Below are 15,007 nucleotides of genomic sequence, written 5' to 3' on the forward strand. Positions count from 1 at the left end.
GGCCGCATTAGTGCTTGCCGTTGACCGTCGACGGTTCAGGAATCCCGGGGCAGCAGTGCACTCGCAACGACCGCCGCGGCCAGCGCCTTGGTCACGTCCCCGACAATAAAGGGAATGGTGCCCATCCAGAGCAGTTCGGGCAGAGCGGCACCGGTGAGGTAGCCCAGGTAGAGGAGCCCCATGCCGTGAATAATCACGAAGTTCGCGGCCAGCATCAGAACGGCCAGGCCAACGATACCGCGCAGCACGGTAAAGGCCCGTACCGCATACCCCACGAACATGGCGGCCACCACAAAGCCGGCAATGTACCCCCCGGTCGGACCGGTCAGGACGGCCAGTCCCCCGGCCAGCCCAGCGAATACGGGCGCACCCACGGCCCCGGCGGCGGCATACAGGCCGACGCTGAAGCCCCCCCAATTCCGGCCCAAGAGTACTCCGGCCAGGAGGACGACGAAGGTCTGGCCGGTGACCGGCACCGGGGTCCACGGCAAGGGTACCCGCACCTGGGCCGCCAACGCGAGGAGCGCGGCAAAACCAACCGCCAGCGCCAGCTTTTTGGGCAGGCTGAGTTCCTCACTCCACCGAAAGGCCCGGCTTCCGTAAGCATTAATAGTGGCAGTCAAACGCAACTAACGTTCCCCTCCCTCTGCAAGTTTTTTGTAGTATTATAAGTGTTGCTGGACTAGATTGTCAACTATTGCTTGGCCATATGGGTTAACACAAACCAACACGGAGCGGTCCGGCAAGTACTCCGGCGCGAAACACCCGCTCCTGGGAACCAAACTGCTTATCCACCGGCAAGGTACAATAAAGCACGGAATAATACCGCGGCCCATCGGCGGTTTCCGGCACAACCGGAATTCTTCATTGTCTTAGACCGTCCCAGGGCAGCTCTACCAGGATCGCGTCCAGCCCGATGGTCTTGATGCGGCTCCAGGGGATAACGACGTCTTTACCCCGGCGGAAGACGCGCAGGTACTTCTCCGGGTTGCGGAGTACCAGAGCCTGGACCTTTCCCGTCTCCGCGTCGATTTCCAGATCCTTCAACGGTCCCAGGCGCCGCCCGTCGGCAACGTTGATAATGTCTTTGGATGCCAAATCGGTGACTTTGAACATGGTCGCCTCCTCCACGCCCCATGCTATGCCCGGCGGGAGGCAGCGGTTACCGGCCGTGCCTGGTAATGTTATTCAGCAACTGGCCTCCCAGCCAGCCGAAGGCCCGGAGCAGGATCCCGATCTCCTCAAGCCGCAAGAGCAGCGCCGACACCGTGTACACCGTCACGCCCACCGTCACCGCGCCCGTCACCCGCAGCGCGAGACCGGCCGAACCCGGCGGGACCAGCCCGGCCAGGGCGGTATCGGCGGTGTGCACGGCCAGGGCCATCAGGCCGGATGCCACAAGCACCCCGCCCCCGAAACGCAGCCAGGCCGCAGGCTGCCAGAGTCCGGGCAGCAGCCGCTCCAGGTAGCGGACCAGGAGCACGGTGTTCACCAGGGCGGCCAGGGAACTGGCCAGCGCCAGGCCCCCGTGCTGGAGCGGTCCCATCAGGGCCAGGCTCAAGACCAAATTTACGGTCACGTTCACGGCCAGGAGCTTCACCGGGGTCCGGGTGTCCTGAAAAGCGTAAAAACCCCGGGTCAGAAGGATGTTCGCCGCCAGTCCGACCAGGCCGACGGAGTAGAAAAGGAGGGCGACGGCGGTCATAGCGGTGGCCCGCTCGTCGAAGGCCCCCCGCTCAAACAGCAACTGAACCACCGGTTGGCGGAGCACGATCAGCCCGACGCCGGCCGGCACCGTGGTCAGGACCACAATCCGCAGGGCGCGCGCCAAGGTTTCCAGCACCTCGGACCTTTTGCCTTCCGCCGCCCAGGTGGTGAGGGTCGGGAATACGGCCGTGCTCAGAGCGAGCACGAAAAGACCAATCGGCAGCTGAATCAACCGGTTGCCGAAGTTCAGGGCGGCGATGCTCCCCTCGGCCAGGAAGGAGGCCAGCACTCGGTCAATCAGCACGTACAGCTGGCTGATGGCGATCCCGACCGTGATCGGCAGCATCAGGTTGAAAACCTTGCGCACTCCCGGGTGGCGCCAGTCAAAACCCGGCCGGAAACGGAAGCCGGCCCGGTACAGGCTGGGCACCTGGACCAGGCCGGCCGCGACCATGCCCAGAACCGTGCCGTAGGCCAGGCCGTGAATGCCGTAGAGGCTGCCCAGGGTGAGCGCGCCCACGATGATCACCAGGTTGTTGACCGCGCCGCTGAACGCCGGGATGCCGAAGATGTTGTTCGCGTTTAAAAAACCGCTGAACAACGTGGCCAATCCGGAAAACACCAGGAGCGGGAACAATATCCGGGTCAGATCCACCGCCAACTCCGTGGCGGCCGGCTCGAAACCGGGCGCCATCAACCGGACCAGTACGGGCGCCGCCAGTATGCCGAGGGCGGCGACAGCCGCCAGCACCACCACCAGGAGATTGGCCACGTTCAAAGAAATCTGCCAGGCTTCGCGGGTCTCACCGCGGGTCTTGTACTCGGTGAATACCGGCACCACCACGGTCGCCAACGCCTGGGCGAACACCATGAACAGCAGGCTGGGGATGGTCAGGGCTACCAGGTAGGCGTCGGTGGCCAGGGTGGCGCCGAACTGGTGGGCGATCGCAATCTCCCGGCCCAGGCCCAGCACCCGGGACAGGAGGTTTAAGACCGCGATTAACAGGGTGGCCTGAAAAAACAGGCGCCAGGCCAAGAAAGTCACCTCGCCAGTCAATTGGCCGGTTGCACGGCATCCAGTGCATCGCCGCCGGAAGCCGCATTTTTCCCGTTGTTTCGCGTTGGGACTTTGTTTTCCCTGCACCCCCGGCCTTCAACCGCCATATTCATCGGCTTTTATATCATTCTTGCCGCCCGCCCGCCCCCCTTAACCACTTCACACCCAAGACTTAAGCAAGGGGCCAGGATGTTAACTTTTTGACTTTCTTTGACTTTTAAGTTATAGGCCGGTGAGGTTTCGGACGGCGTTCTGGATCCGTTTGACCTCTGCGGGCGAACCGGCCTCGGTGTAGATCCGGAAAACCGGTTCGGTGCCCGAGGCCCGGATCAGGACCCAGGCGCCGTTTTCCAGCACCAGCTTGGTGCCGTCGACGGTAAACCTGCCGACCACCGGCTGCCCGGCCAGGGAGTCAGGCTCCAGCCGGCGCAGGTTTTCCATTATCCGCGGCTTGCGGTCCGCACCGGTGTGGACGTCAAGACGTTCGCTGTACAGACGCCCGTACTTGTCACCCACTTCTTCCAGGAGGGTCTTCAAAGACTTCCCGTGCACCGCCACCATCTCCACCGCCAGCATCCCGGCCAGGATGCCGTCCTTTTCCGGGACGTGTCCCCGGATGGACAGGCCCCCGCTCTCCTCGCCGCCCACGATACAGCCGTGCTCCATCAGGGCCTGACCAATGTATTTGAACCCCACCGGGGTCTCGACCACTTCCTGCCCGCAGTCGGCGGCGATCCGGTCCACCAGGTGCGTGGTGGCCACCGTGCGCGCCACCGGTCCGCTCCACCCCCTGGAGGTGACCAGGTGGTAGTACACCAGACTCAGGAGTTGATTCGGGGAAATGTAGGTGCCGTCGGCGTCGATGACGCCCAGCCGGTCGGCGTCACCATCCAGACCAAGGCCAAGGTGGGCTCCCTCCCGCAGAACGGTGTCCCGCAAGGTCTCCAGTTTGGCGGCGCTGGGGTCGGGCAGCGAACCGCCGAAAAGCGGGTCCCGGTGGTTGTGCAGGCTGTCGACGCGTACGCCGAGGCCGGATAGCATCTCCTCCAGGAAGCCGATCCCGGCGCCGTAGAGCGGATCAACAACCACCCGCATTTCGGCCTTGCCAATGCTTTCGGTGTCGATCAACTTCAGGACGTGCTCGGCATAGGCCCGGGAGGGATCGGTCAGTTCCCGGGCCGGCCCGTTCGCACCGCAGGCCGGTATCGTGCCGCTGCGCTGCCGGCGCAGGATATATTCCTCGATCTCGTCGGTGATCTCCGGCAGCGCGGGGCCGGCATATTCCGGGATGAACTTGATCCCGTTGTATTCCGGGGGATTGTGACTGGCCGTCAGCATTACGGCGCCGCCAGCCTTGAGGTGATGCACCGCGAAGGCGACGACCGGGGTGGGCAGCGCTTTCCGGCCCAGGTAAACGCGGACCCCCCGGCCGGTCAGCACCCCGGCGACGGTGTCGGCGAAACGGTCGGAGAGAAAGCGGTTGTCGTACCCCACAACCACCCCGCGCCCCGCAAGGTTATGGGCCAGCACGAAGTCGGCGACCGCCCCGGCCACGAGGGCCACGTTCGCAAAAGTGAAATCGGCGGCCATCACCCCGCGCCAGCCGTCGGTACCAAATTTAATCATTGTCAACTAGCCTCCTATCGCTCTTTCTGTCTGCACATCAGTAAGATTGTTCCGCGCCGTTATTGCCAAATCCTGCTACTGCGGGATCTTGTCCGGTACCTTGTCGGTAATGTCGGTGTAATGCTCAATGGCGTCTTCCTTCAGGTCAACGTAAAGCTTCCCTTCGCTGTCCAGGCTGGCGTACATCACTTCTTCGGACGAGCGCACACCCTGTTTCTCAAGTTCCCGGTACAGCCACTCCTCGTCGAGGTTATTTTGGATCAGGTTCTGCTCGATCACCGTCCCGTCCACGATCAATTCGGACGGCATTCCCTCGTACCGGGTGGGTAATTGCAGGTCGGCAGGGGTGACCGGGCGTTTCTGCGACTTCAGCTGCACGCTCATTTCCCCGTTCGGTTCCAGCACCGCGAACTCCACGTCGGCGATGTTGAACACCCCTTTGCTGCGCAGCTGCATCATCAGGTCGTCCAGGTGGTAGCGCATATTGCGCATCTTGGTCTCCAAGATCTTCCCGTTGTGCACCACGACGGTCGGCTCGTCCTCGAGGATCTTCCGCACCGGGCGGCTTTTCATGGTTGACCATTCCAGGAACAGGGTCAGGCCGCTGAACACGGCCAGAGCCAGAAAGTAGAAGGATGCCGGAGAACGGATGTCGATGGCCAGGGCGGCCGCGATCGAGCCGATCACGATGCCGTTCACAAAGTCGGTCACGGTCAGCTGTCCGATCTGGGACTTGCCGACGAGGCGGGTGATCAGGATCACGGCGATGAAGGCACCCACGGCGCGGATAACGATCTCCAGGAAGGGATTCATGGTCTTCCCCCCGTCAGGTGTTCGTACCGGCTTAGATTTCCCCACCCCAGCCGCAAAAATGCGGAGCCGCGAAAGTGCTTTTGCGTTTAACCGGGACCTTTTTATGGGAATAATTGTGAGCAAGGAGGGGTTATTGATGGCCAAAACCCAACTACTGCAGCGTCTCGGGCAGCGGAAAGAGATGTTCGAGAAGTACCTGAAAGGGTTGAAGATGGCGGAGAAACGCAAATCCCAGCGGGAAAGTCATGCCGGAAACGGCCGCAAGGGCTAAATAGGTAATTTTGCCGTACCCTTTCTAAGGAGACTGAAAAAAGAACGGGCCGGGCTCCGTTTTGACGGAACCCGGCCCCTGTTTTTTCGGTCGGAACTCAAACTTTTCCGCGCAGGTATTCCAGAAACGGCTCGCGCACCTCATCACGCTCCAGGGCGAAATCAACGGTGGCCTTCAGGTAACCAAGGCAGTGGCCGACGTCGTAACGCCGTCCCTCAAACTGGTAGCCGTAAAGGGGCTGTTCCCGGACCAGCAGGCGCAAGGCGTCAGTGAGCTGAATCTCACCCCCGGCGCCAGGCCTGGTTTGCTCGATCAGGGGGAAAATACGCGGGTCCAGGACATAGCGCCCCATCACCGCCATCCGGGACGGCGCCTGATCCACCGGCGGCTTTTCCACCAGGTCCTCCACCGCGAAAAGCCGTGGCCCGGCGGCGCGGCCCTGGATCACCCCGTACTTGCTCACATCTTCGAGCGGCACTTCCTCCAGGGCCACTACACTAGCGCCGAGCTTGGCGTGCTGCTCCAGCAGTTGCTTCAGGCAGGGCACCGCGCCGCGCACGATGTCGTCCCCCAGCAGCACCGCAAATGGCTCGTCGCCCACAAAGGCCCGGGCGCACCCCACGGCGTGCCCCAGCCCCAGGGGATGCCGCTGCCGGACGTAGTGGATGTTGCCCATGTCACTGATCCGCCGGACCTCGGCCAACTCCGCGGCCTTCCCCTTCGCCGCCAGGTGGGCCTCCAGCTCCGGGGCGTGGTCGAAATGGTCTTCAATGGCCCGTTTGCCGCGTCCGGAAATGATGAGGATATCCTCGATGCCCGAGGCCAAAGCCTCTTCGATGATGTACTGGATGGTCGGTTTGTCGATGATCGGGATCATCTCTTTGGGTTGGGACTTGGTGGCGGGTAGGAACCGGACTCCCAGCCCGGCCGCCGGAATCACTGCCTTCTTTACGCCCATTGTGTCACTCCTCCGGTTATGCTGAAAGAACGCAGCCACGGAACTTCCGGCCGTCCGGAAAGACTATGGTCGTGGCCCTTGTTTTTCTTTCTAAAGGTAAGGATATGCGGTACTGCGGAGTTATAAAAGCGCTCTTAGATGTTGGAGCGCTTGCTGGTTTCGGCTGAGACTTCCGGGCTTGGTTCGTGCGCGCTCCCGAACATCCCGACGCGGTTCGCGGCGGTGAGCAGCAGCACCGCCACAATGAAGAGCAGCAGCACCGCCTGTTCCGTACTGAGTATGGTAAGCAGCACGGCACTGGCACCGAGCACGACGTTCACCCCGTACATGGTCAGCACCGCGCCCCGGTGCGTCAGCCCCGCACCCAACAGCCGGTGGTGCAGGTGTCCCTTGTCCGGATAGAAGATCGGCCTGCCGTTCCGGTAGCGCCGCAGGACGGCGAAGGCGGTGTCGGTGAGCGGAATGCCGAGGATCACAATCGGAATGATCACCGACAGGGCGGTCGGGCCTTTGGTCAGACCCATGATGGCCAGGGCGGCCAGCGTAAAACCCAGAAACATCGAACCGGTATCGCCCAGGAACACCCGGGCCGGGTGGAAATTGTAGCGCAAGAAGCCCAGGATGGCCCCCGCCAGGATCAGCGTGACGGCCACCACCGCCATGTTGCCCACGGTGAAGGCCACCACCGCCAGCGTGAAAGAGGCAATCAGCGCGGTTCCGGCCGCCAGGCCGTCCAACCCGTCGATCAGGTTCAACGCGTTGGTCACGGCCACCACCCAGAAAACGGTCAGCGGAATACCCCACCAGCCCAGGTAAATGATCCCGCCCAGCGGGTTGGTCAAAAATTCCACGTGGAAACCGAAGGGGATCAGCGCCAGCGCCGCCAGCAACTGCACGGCCAGCTTCAAACGGGGGGAAGCACCCCGCACGTCATCCCACACGCCGAGGAGCACGATAACGGTGGCCCCGATCAACAGGCCCAAGAGCGGAGTGGTCAGCGGCTGGGTCAACAGTACAACCGCCGTGAACACCAGATAGACCGCCAGGCCTCCCAGCCGGGGTATGGGACGCTGATGAATCTTACGCTGGTCCGGTTCGTCAACCGCGCCCAGCCGCCGGGCCATCCTGATCACCAGCGGGGTGACGAACAGGCTCAAGGCGGCGGCCAGCACCAGGAGTAAAGCCAGTTGCACCAATCAAACCTCCCAGGTGGGACAAGCACATAGTTACAGCAACTTTACCTGATTCTTGATTTATTGACAATGACTGATTGATTAAGTAATCACTTGATAACCGATGGGATCAAAAGCACAAGCCTGTATTCGGACCAAGAAGGCAGATCAGCCCGGTCGGGCGGCCGCCGCAAACAGCAGTTCCGCTTCGGCGACCCGCTCAGGGCCCACATAGGCCGTACCCCGGCATTTGCCCACCTTACCCCGCAATTGCAGGATTTCCACTTCCAGGCGCAACACGTCTCCGGGTACTACCTGGCGCCGGAAGCGGGCTTTGTCGATTCCGGCAAACAGGGGCAGTTTGCCACGGTATTCCTCAAGGCTCAGTACGGTTACGGCCGCCACCTGGGCCAGCGCCTCCACGATCAGAACGCCGGGCATGACCGGGTAGTCCGGGAAATGTCCGGCGAAAAACGGCTCGTTCATGGCGACGTTTTTCAGACCAACCGCCCTCTTGCCGGGTTCCAGCTCGACCACGCGGTCCACCAGCAGGAACGGGTAGCGGTGGGGTAGGAGGGCCATTATCTGCTTGATGTCCAGCACCTTTTCTCTCCTCACTTTCCGGGCAATCACACCGGATGGACTGCTCACATTATTCCCTGGGGGTGGGAAGGGATACAATTACCCTTCCCCGCCCGTCTCCGACCTCCGACCTCGGGCCTCCAACATCCTTCCCGCCAAGTACCAGGCCGCGATCAGGGCCAATCCGAGGGCCACGCCCAGCCACAGCCCGTTGAAAGCCCGGAACGCGGAAACAAAAAGCGGCGTATGCAGGTGGGCAAAGGTGTTTACCAGCGAAATCTGACCGACCAAGCCCAGGCCGGCGAGCGGCAGGAAGCGGGCGTCCCGGTAGCCGGTAAACAGAAGCAACAGGAGCCAGGGGTGGCCCAGGAGAAACTCCTTGGTCCGGGGCCGCACCGCCAGCAACTGGTCGAGCGCGGAGCGCAGTTTCAACTCCAGGGACGACACCAGCATCGCGGGCTCGTTCCCGGTGCGCAAGAGGTACACGGCGCCGGCCGCGGCCACCACCGCGGCGACAGCGGCGTACTTCACCAGTACCGGGCGGCCCAGGAAATCTCGGAAGCGGTCCAGCCAACCCGCACCGTCCCGGGGCCGGAAGGCCAGGTACGGTATCACCAGCAGGAGCGGCGCGGCGTGGGCCAGCTTCACCCCGGCGAACTGATCCAGTTTGATCATAAACCCGGTGTCCGACAAAAGACCGACCAGGAAAACGGCGCCCACCAGCGACACGGCCGTAGCCTGGAGGAAGCGGACCAGACTCGCCCCCACCCAGACCCCTTCTTCCCGGACGACACTCACCAGGGCCAGGCTGGGAAAGATGACCGCCCCGGCCAGGGCCGCCAGCTTGGCGGCCTGGTTGACCTCCATGGTGTAGGCCAGGACCAGCCAGGCCGCGGCCGCCGCGAGCGCCAGGACGGGACTAGGGCACCCGTGCCTAACGGCACGGGTCGGCAGGCCAAGCCGCAGCTTCTCCCACAAAAGCAACCCACCGGCGACTACGCCCAAGCCGATCAAGGCCACCAGGATCCGTGGCGGCTGCCGGGGAGCAGGGGCCGCCGGCGTGCCGAACGTCAGCCCGGCCGCTTCCAGCCGGGAGGCGATGTCTTTCAGATAGGCGCTGTTAACCGCCCAGACATCACCGGCGTTATACGCGTCGAAGAAAAACCGCACCAGCAAAACCCGCGCGTTGCGCTCAACGGCGGCCAAGACGAAGCGGTCGGCCGCCTGCGCCGGCGTGTAGCGCGCCATCTCGTGGGCGGCGATGGTGTGCAGCATCACCTGGCGTGCCGGCATCGTTCGGCCGAGTTGTTTCACCCCGGCCTGCGGGAAAAACTCGACGTCGGTAACGGGCACACCCAGCGGCCCCAGTTCCCGGGCCAGGACGTGCACCAGGCCCGGATACCCGGGTAGGGTCGGGTCGTTGAAGGCCACCGCCGAAAGGCGGGGCATCCCGGCCAGGGTTTCGGCCAGCAGGGTCAGACCCGCGGGGGTGACCCCCGGCCAAGTGCGCACTTGGGGAATCACGTTCAGGCCCGCGGCCGCCGCCTGTTCCAGCCCGCGAGCCGGAAATCCGGCCCCCAGCATATCCAGATACACCCCGGGGATAGGCGCGGCAATAACGTAGGGTCCGCCGTCCGGCAAGTAGCTCCGGCTGGACGGGACCTTCATTTCCATCTGGCGGCGCAGACGGTCAAACACCCGCTCGTCACGGGTCACCAGGTACAGGTGATCCGGCAGGGGCTCGAAGCCCGCACCCGCAAACCAGGGCTCATCCCGGAGTTCCGCGGCGCCGAACACCGCAAACTCGCCCGCCAGGGCCGCCTGATTCAGAGTAGGTTCGCGGAACAGGACTGCCGTGACTCCCTGCTCCCGCAAATCATCCAGGACCGCCACCGGTTCACGGTTCAAAAGCCCCGCCAGCAGCAGTACCTCGTCGTAGACGACCGCCATTTCCACCTGACGGAAATCGCGTTCCGCCTGAACCCGTTGTCCGGCCAGCCAGAAGGCGGATACCAGGGCGGTGCAAATCACCAGGATCAGGACCCAGCGGTAAACCCTTATAAACACAATAGCTCCGACCTTTAAGCTAAAATGCCCGTGCGCTGCACGGCGGCCTCACGAGCGCAAAACCTCATCGGGAAACCGCGGGCGAAAACCGCGGGACAGGTCCGGTCCCCAATTGCACGTGCCTAGCCCGGCGGCGGTGGCGGCACCAACCGATCCAAATCGGAAACGGTACTGTCATTCCCGCTGGGCGATGGCGGGGCCACGGGCCAGGCGGGCGGTTCCATCGGGTCTTCCGGCGGCGGGGGCAGGGGAACGTTGGAGGAATCACCGCCGCCCTGTCCGTCGGGAGTTACCGCCGGCGAACCGCCGTCTGGTGCAGCCGGTTGCGGCTCGGTTCGAGCCGGCGGGGCCGGGGCTGAGGCGCTATTTACCGTTGACGACGCCGGTTTCGATGGTTTATAGGCTACGGCCGGAACTTGAGACTCATCCAGCCAGTCGGTGATCTCCTCCCCGTTGAGCAGCCGGGCCGCCACCTCTCTGGCCCGGGCCGGGTCGACTGACCAGTAGCTGATCCCGCGGTAGTTCAGAAAACCACCCGGCAGGGTAGCGGAAACTATTTTCACCCCGTCCAGTTTCCGGGCCAGGGCGGCCCAGCGGAGCATCTCCCGGACGCTCAAGTTCGTGTCCACGCACTCGTCGATCTTGGGCACCAGTTTGGGCAGCTTCACGATGTTCCGGGGCTTCATCATCTCTTCGGCCAGCGCCTTCAGGAACTTCTGCTGCCGCTGGGTCCGGGTAATGTCACCCTGGCCGTCCGAACGGTAGCGGACGTATTGCAGCGCCTTATCGCCGTCCAGCCGCTGCACCCCGGCCTGGAGGTCGATCAGCAGGGGCGGGCTGGCCATCGGGTCGCGGTAGTACATCCGCCGTTCCACGTCGATGGTCACGCCGCCCAAAACATCAACGATGTCCCGGAACCCTTCGAAGTTGGTCATCACGTAGTAGTCCACCGGCACGCCCAGCAATCCGGACACCACCTTGCGGGCCAGTTCCGGACCGCCGTACACGGTAGCCGAGTTGATCTTGTCCCAACCGTGCCCCGGGATCTGCACCCGGGTGTCCCGCGGAATAGACAGGATGGCGACCTGTTGTTTTTTGGGATCCGCGCTCACAAACAGAATCGAATCGGCCCGGGCTATGGTTTCTCCCTTCTGGGCGTCGATTCCGAGCAGCAAAACATTCATCCGCCCCGGTACAAGGTTGTCCCCCTCTTCCGGATTGCCCCCACCGTCGGGGAAAAGATAGGGCATCACCAGATACCGGACCCCGCCGTAGCCGGCACCGATGGAGAGGGCCAGGACCAGGACCACGGACACCATAATCCTCAAATTCCTGCTCAATCTATACCTTCTTGTCAAGAAAACCGCTTCTCCACACAAAAGATTGCCCTATTTGTCACGGTCTCCCACCGGATTCTTCGACATCCCGGTCCTGTTTACCTGCCCTCGGCAGCAAATCGCAGGCCAGGGCCGGTGTACGTCGGGCCTCCCGCCGCAGGGTCTCCACCCTTGTTCTTATAGTCTTTTCCAGCGCCTCACGCTGCGCCAGGGCGGCCGCCACGGCGCGGCTCAAGTCCTCCGGGGCCGCCTGGTCGACCCGCACCGCCGCCGGCAGTTCCAACCGGTCCAGAAAAAGCCGGACCTTGGGGTCGTACGGCAAACCCACCGGCACCACCCCGGCCAGGGCAGCGAACACCAGGAAGTGGAGCCGCATCCCCACCGCCAGGTCCAGGTGGGTGCAAAGCCCCAGCAGCGCCGCGAAATCAAGACGCTCCTCCACAATCACCGCCGGGGCTTCCATCCGGGCCGCCACCACCCGGCAGGCGGCGAGGTCCCCCGGGTGGTGAAAGGGCAGGAACACCGTCCGGTAGCCCGCGGCGTTCAGTTCGTCGGCCACCCGGGCCAGCGCCCCCGCGTAGTCCCCGGCCCCGGACCAGGGCCGGACCGAAAAACCGGCCACCCGGCCGTCCCGCACCCCGGCCGCCGCCAACAGCTCCCGGCCCCGCGCGCGCCAACCGGACTCGGGCTCCAGGCCGAGCACCGGGTCGGCGGTGACTTCCACCGGGGGCCGCCGGACCCCTAGCGCCCAAAGCAGGTCCCGGGACTGCACGTCGCGGACGGTCACCGCCTGGACGCGGTTCAAAACGGCGCGGGTCAGGAACCGTCCCGTGCGGGTTTCAAGGGGACCGATCCCCTGCGCGTAGATGAAAACCGGCCGCCCCAGCAGCCGGGCCAGCGCAATCAGGCCCAGGTAGTACTGCAGGCTCGCCAGGCTGGTCACGTCCTGAATAAGCCCGCCCCCGCCGCTGATAAACAGGTCGCAGGCCCGCAGGGCACCCAAGACGGTGCGCGGGTCGGTGCGGGACACGGCCCGCACCCCGTAGGCCCCGGCCGTGTGCTCCGGGTCGGCCGACAGCACGGTGATGTCGATCCCGGGCCGACACGACTCAAGGCCGCGGATCAAGGCGTACAGGATCGCCTCGTCGCCGGCGTTTTGAAACCCGTAATACCCGGAGACCAGGACCCGGAGGCGGCGGCGGTCTCCGGCAGGCCCGTATTTCAACGCATTACGCTCCCTCCGGCGGGGATCCCGTCACGCACCAAGCTTCTGCTCCTTAAGACGACGGAATTCCCCGTCCGGTTTTGTTGTATTAACTGAGTACGGCCCACGGCCCCCCGAGACGGCCTCCAAGTTGGTTCAGGCCCAGGCCGAACCCGTCAAGATAAGCCTGAACCCGCGCAGGTACCGACATGCGCACGCTCCCTCTGCAAATCTTCTTGCCTACGATGGAGATTGTATCATATTTCGCGCCGAACGGGGCAGGGAATCAGTGGCGCGCTCCCGAACCAAATATTCATGTTCAAGCGCAAAAGTTTGCTGGTTTGGTCCGGCTTGCTGGGGCTGGCATTGGCCGCCGCCCTAGTGTTACTGTTAGTTCCCTTCTGGAACGATCCCCCGCCTCTTCCCCCCTTGACGCCGGCCCCGCCGCCCACACCCGGGGAACTCGCCGCCGCCAGGTTTGACGTGATCGTGGTCGGCAGCGAACCCGAGGGCATCGCCGCCGCAGTTTCGGCCGCCCGCAACGGCGCGCGCACCCTGCTCGTTTCCGAGCGCCTGACCCTGGGGGGGCTGATGACGGCCGGGATGCTGAACCTGACCGACCTCGACCGGGGACACCTGTGGCGCCTGACCACCCGCGGCCTCTTCCTGGAATTCCACCGGCTGGTGGGCGGCTCGCCCTTCGACGTCGAACGCGCCGTACAGGTGTTCGAACACATGGTCGCGGCGGAGGAGTTGCTCACGGTGGCGCGGCCGGCGAGGGACATCAGGCCGTTGGTGGAAGAAGGCCGGGTGACGGGCGTGGGCTTCCGGTACCGGGACGCGATGCTGTTTCTCCACGCCGGACGGGTGATCGACGCCACGCCCGATGGGGACATCGCTGCGGCGGCCGGCGCCCCGTATACGTACGGCCAGGCGGATTTCGGTCGGGAGGGCGCCATGGCCGCGACCCTGATGCTGCACTTCGATGGGGTGGACTGGAACGGGGTACGCCGGGCCGCGCGGGAGAAAACCTTTGGTGAGGCGCGCGTGCGCGGGAACCACGGGCGGGGCTTCGGCAAGCTCTTCACGGCCTACGAGCCGGTGGACCCGGGGATGCGCCTGCGGGGGTTCAATATCACTCGTCAGAGCGACGGCACGGTGGTCATCAATGCCCTGCTGATTTTCGGCGTCGACCCCCGGGACCCGGAGAGCGTCGCGGACGCCTACCGGCGGGGGAAAGCGGAAACCGGGCACGTACTGGAATTCCTGCGCCGCGAGTTCCCCGGTTTTGAACGGGCGTCAGTCGCCGGCTGGCCCGAGATGCTGTACGTCCGCGAGAGCCGGCACATCCAGGGCGAGTACGTGCTGGACATCGCCGACGTGATGGAGAACCGGGACTTTCCGGACCGGGTGGCGATCGGCGCCTACCCGGTGGATGTGCAGGCCGCCCGGCCGGGGGAGTTCGGCTTCGTGATCGGCGACCCGGTGCAGTACAGCGTGCCTTTCCGGTGCCTGGTGCCGCTGGGGGTAGAAAACCTGCTGGTGGTGGGGCGCGCCGCGTCCTTCAGTTCCCTGGCCGCGGGCAGCGCGCGGGTGATTCCGGTAGGCATGGCCTGCGGGCAGGCGGCCGGGGTGGCCGCCGCGTACAGCCTGCGCCACGGGGTGGGATTCCGGGAAATCGCGCGGGAGCCCGAAGGCCCGCACATCAAGGCCATCCAGAAGACCCTGACCAGCCAGGGCGCCTACCTGAAACCTTTTAAACTCACGCCCAAGTTCACCCGGCACCCGGACTACCCGGCCGCCCGGGAGGTGATGCGCCTGGGCTTGGTCAACGCCGGCTACGAAAACGACTTCGGCTTTGACTGCACCACCACCCACCTGGAGTTCGCGAACGTGTTCACCGGGGCCCTGACTCGCGCCAAGGCGCTGGGGCGCCTGCCCGGTCTGGACGAGATCCGCTACCCCTTGCACGTGCCCGCCGAACCCCTGACCGGTCCGGAGGCTGCCCGCATGGTGCTCTGGGTCACCGGCACCGCCTCGGCTGCAGACACCGCCTGGCTGCTGGCGCTGGAGAAGGGGCTCGTTCCCCCGGAGTTCGCGAACCGCCCGCCGGACACCCCGCTTACCCGCGGCGACCTGTATCGCTGGACCGCCCATGCCCTCCAACCCACCCTCTACCAACAATAGGCCCCAAATAAGAGAAAAAAGGGGCC

13 protein-coding genes are annotated in these 15,007 nt (G+C 64.4%); 2 read left to right on the top strand and 11 right to left on the bottom strand.

All coding sequences use genetic code 11. The annotated features are described in order from the left end of the window. Positions 1-35 precede the first annotated feature (35 nt). From DAUD_RS10575 to DAUD_RS10595, 5 genes are all read right to left on the bottom strand, one after another. Complete coding sequence (locus tag DAUD_RS10575) at positions 36-629, bottom strand: biotin transporter BioY (RefSeq protein WP_012303150.1); 594 nt, start codon at positions 627-629, stop codon at positions 36-38. Between the two features lie 235 nt (positions 630-864). Then, positions 865-1,116 (bottom strand): YlmC/YmxH family sporulation protein, encoded by a 252-nt coding sequence (locus tag DAUD_RS10580; protein ID WP_012303151.1) that lies wholly within the window; start codon positions 1,114-1,116, stop codon positions 865-867. 46 nt (positions 1,117-1,162) lie between these two features. After that, a complete protein-coding gene (gene murJ / locus DAUD_RS10585; RefSeq protein WP_408609612.1) occupies positions 1,163-2,752 on the bottom strand; it encodes a murein biosynthesis integral membrane protein MurJ in 1,590 nt (529 codons plus the stop codon). A 234-nt stretch (positions 2,753-2,986) separates the two neighbouring features. After that, complete coding sequence (locus tag DAUD_RS10590) at positions 2,987-4,390, bottom strand: phosphoglucomutase/phosphomannomutase family protein (protein ID WP_012303153.1); 1,404 nt, start codon at positions 4,388-4,390, stop codon at positions 2,987-2,989. Positions 4,391-4,465: 75 nt separating this feature from the next. Next, the gene (locus DAUD_RS10595; protein WP_012303154.1) at positions 4,466-5,203 is read right to left on the bottom strand and encodes a YetF domain-containing protein; all 738 of its coding nucleotides are present in this window, start codon (positions 5,201-5,203) and stop codon (positions 4,466-4,468) included. A 136-nt stretch (positions 5,204-5,339) separates the two neighbouring features. On the opposite strand from DAUD_RS10595, the gene DAUD_RS12970 reads away from it, so the two are divergent. Beyond that, entirely contained in the window at positions 5,340-5,474 is a 135-nt protein-coding gene (locus tag DAUD_RS12970) for a hypothetical protein (protein ID WP_278183774.1), read from the top strand. A gap of 97 nt (positions 5,475-5,571) precedes the next feature. On the opposite strand, the gene galU is transcribed toward DAUD_RS12970, so the two are convergent. The 6 genes from galU to csaB form a co-directional block, all read right to left on the bottom strand. Then, a complete protein-coding gene (gene galU / locus DAUD_RS10600; RefSeq protein ID WP_012303155.1) occupies positions 5,572-6,432 on the bottom strand; it encodes a UTP--glucose-1-phosphate uridylyltransferase GalU in 861 nt (286 codons plus the stop codon). 134 nt (positions 6,433-6,566) lie between these two features. Beyond that, entirely contained in the window at positions 6,567-7,625 is a 1,059-nt protein-coding gene (locus tag DAUD_RS10605; RefSeq protein WP_320408589.1) for an MraY family glycosyltransferase, read from the bottom strand. Positions 7,626-7,772: 147 nt separating this feature from the next. Continuing rightward, entirely contained in the window at positions 7,773-8,204 is a 432-nt protein-coding gene (gene fabZ, locus DAUD_RS10610; protein ID WP_456298454.1) for a 3-hydroxyacyl-ACP dehydratase FabZ, read from the bottom strand. An 81-nt stretch (positions 8,205-8,285) separates the two neighbouring features. Next, positions 8,286-10,253 (bottom strand): DUF5693 family protein, encoded by a 1,968-nt coding sequence (locus DAUD_RS10615; RefSeq protein WP_012303158.1) that lies wholly within the window; start codon positions 10,251-10,253, stop codon positions 8,286-8,288. A 122-nt stretch (positions 10,254-10,375) separates the two neighbouring features. Next, positions 10,376-11,593 carry an LCP family protein gene (locus DAUD_RS10620; protein ID WP_166485187.1) on the bottom strand — a complete coding sequence of 406 codons (1,218 nt, stop codon included), beginning with the start codon at positions 11,591-11,593 and terminating at the stop codon, positions 10,376-10,378. 55 nt (positions 11,594-11,648) lie between these two features. Further along, on the bottom strand, positions 11,649-12,815 hold the full coding sequence (gene csaB, locus DAUD_RS10625) for a polysaccharide pyruvyl transferase CsaB (RefSeq protein WP_012303160.1): 1,167 nt from the start codon (positions 12,813-12,815) through the stop codon (positions 11,649-11,651). Between the two features lie 294 nt (positions 12,816-13,109). On the opposite strand from csaB, the gene DAUD_RS10630 reads away from it, so the two are divergent. After that, positions 13,110-14,981 (top strand): FAD-dependent oxidoreductase, encoded by a 1,872-nt coding sequence (locus DAUD_RS10630; protein WP_049752626.1) that lies wholly within the window; start codon positions 13,110-13,112, stop codon positions 14,979-14,981. The last annotated feature ends 26 nt before the right edge of the window (positions 14,982-15,007 follow it).

Source organism: Candidatus Desulforudis audaxviator MP104C (assembly GCF_000018425.1).
Lineage (GTDB): Bacteria > Bacillota > Desulfotomaculia > Desulfotomaculales > Desulforudaceae > Desulforudis > Desulforudis audaxviator.

Bases quoted from the DNA above. Each gene is read 5' to 3' on its own strand.
- DAUD_RS10580 (WP_012303151.1), bottom strand. From the start codon at position 1,116: ATGTTCAAAGTCACCGATTTGGCATCCAAAGACATTATCAACGTTGCC.
- DAUD_RS10590 (WP_012303153.1), bottom strand. From the start codon at position 4,390: ATGATTAAATTTGGTACCGACGGCTGGCGCGGGGTGATGGCCGCCGAT.
- DAUD_RS10595 (WP_012303154.1), bottom strand. From the start codon at position 5,203: ATGAATCCCTTCCTGGAGATCGTTATCCGCGCCGTGGGTGCCTTCATC.
- DAUD_RS12970 (WP_278183774.1), top strand. From the start codon at position 5,340: ATGGCCAAAACCCAACTACTGCAGCGTCTCGGGCAGCGGAAAGAGATG.
- galU (WP_012303155.1), bottom strand. From the start codon at position 6,432: ATGGGCGTAAAGAAGGCAGTGATTCCGGCGGCCGGGCTGGGAGTCCGG.
- DAUD_RS10630 (WP_049752626.1), top strand. From the start codon at position 13,110: ATGTTCAAGCGCAAAAGTTTGCTGGTTTGGTCCGGCTTGCTGGGGCTG.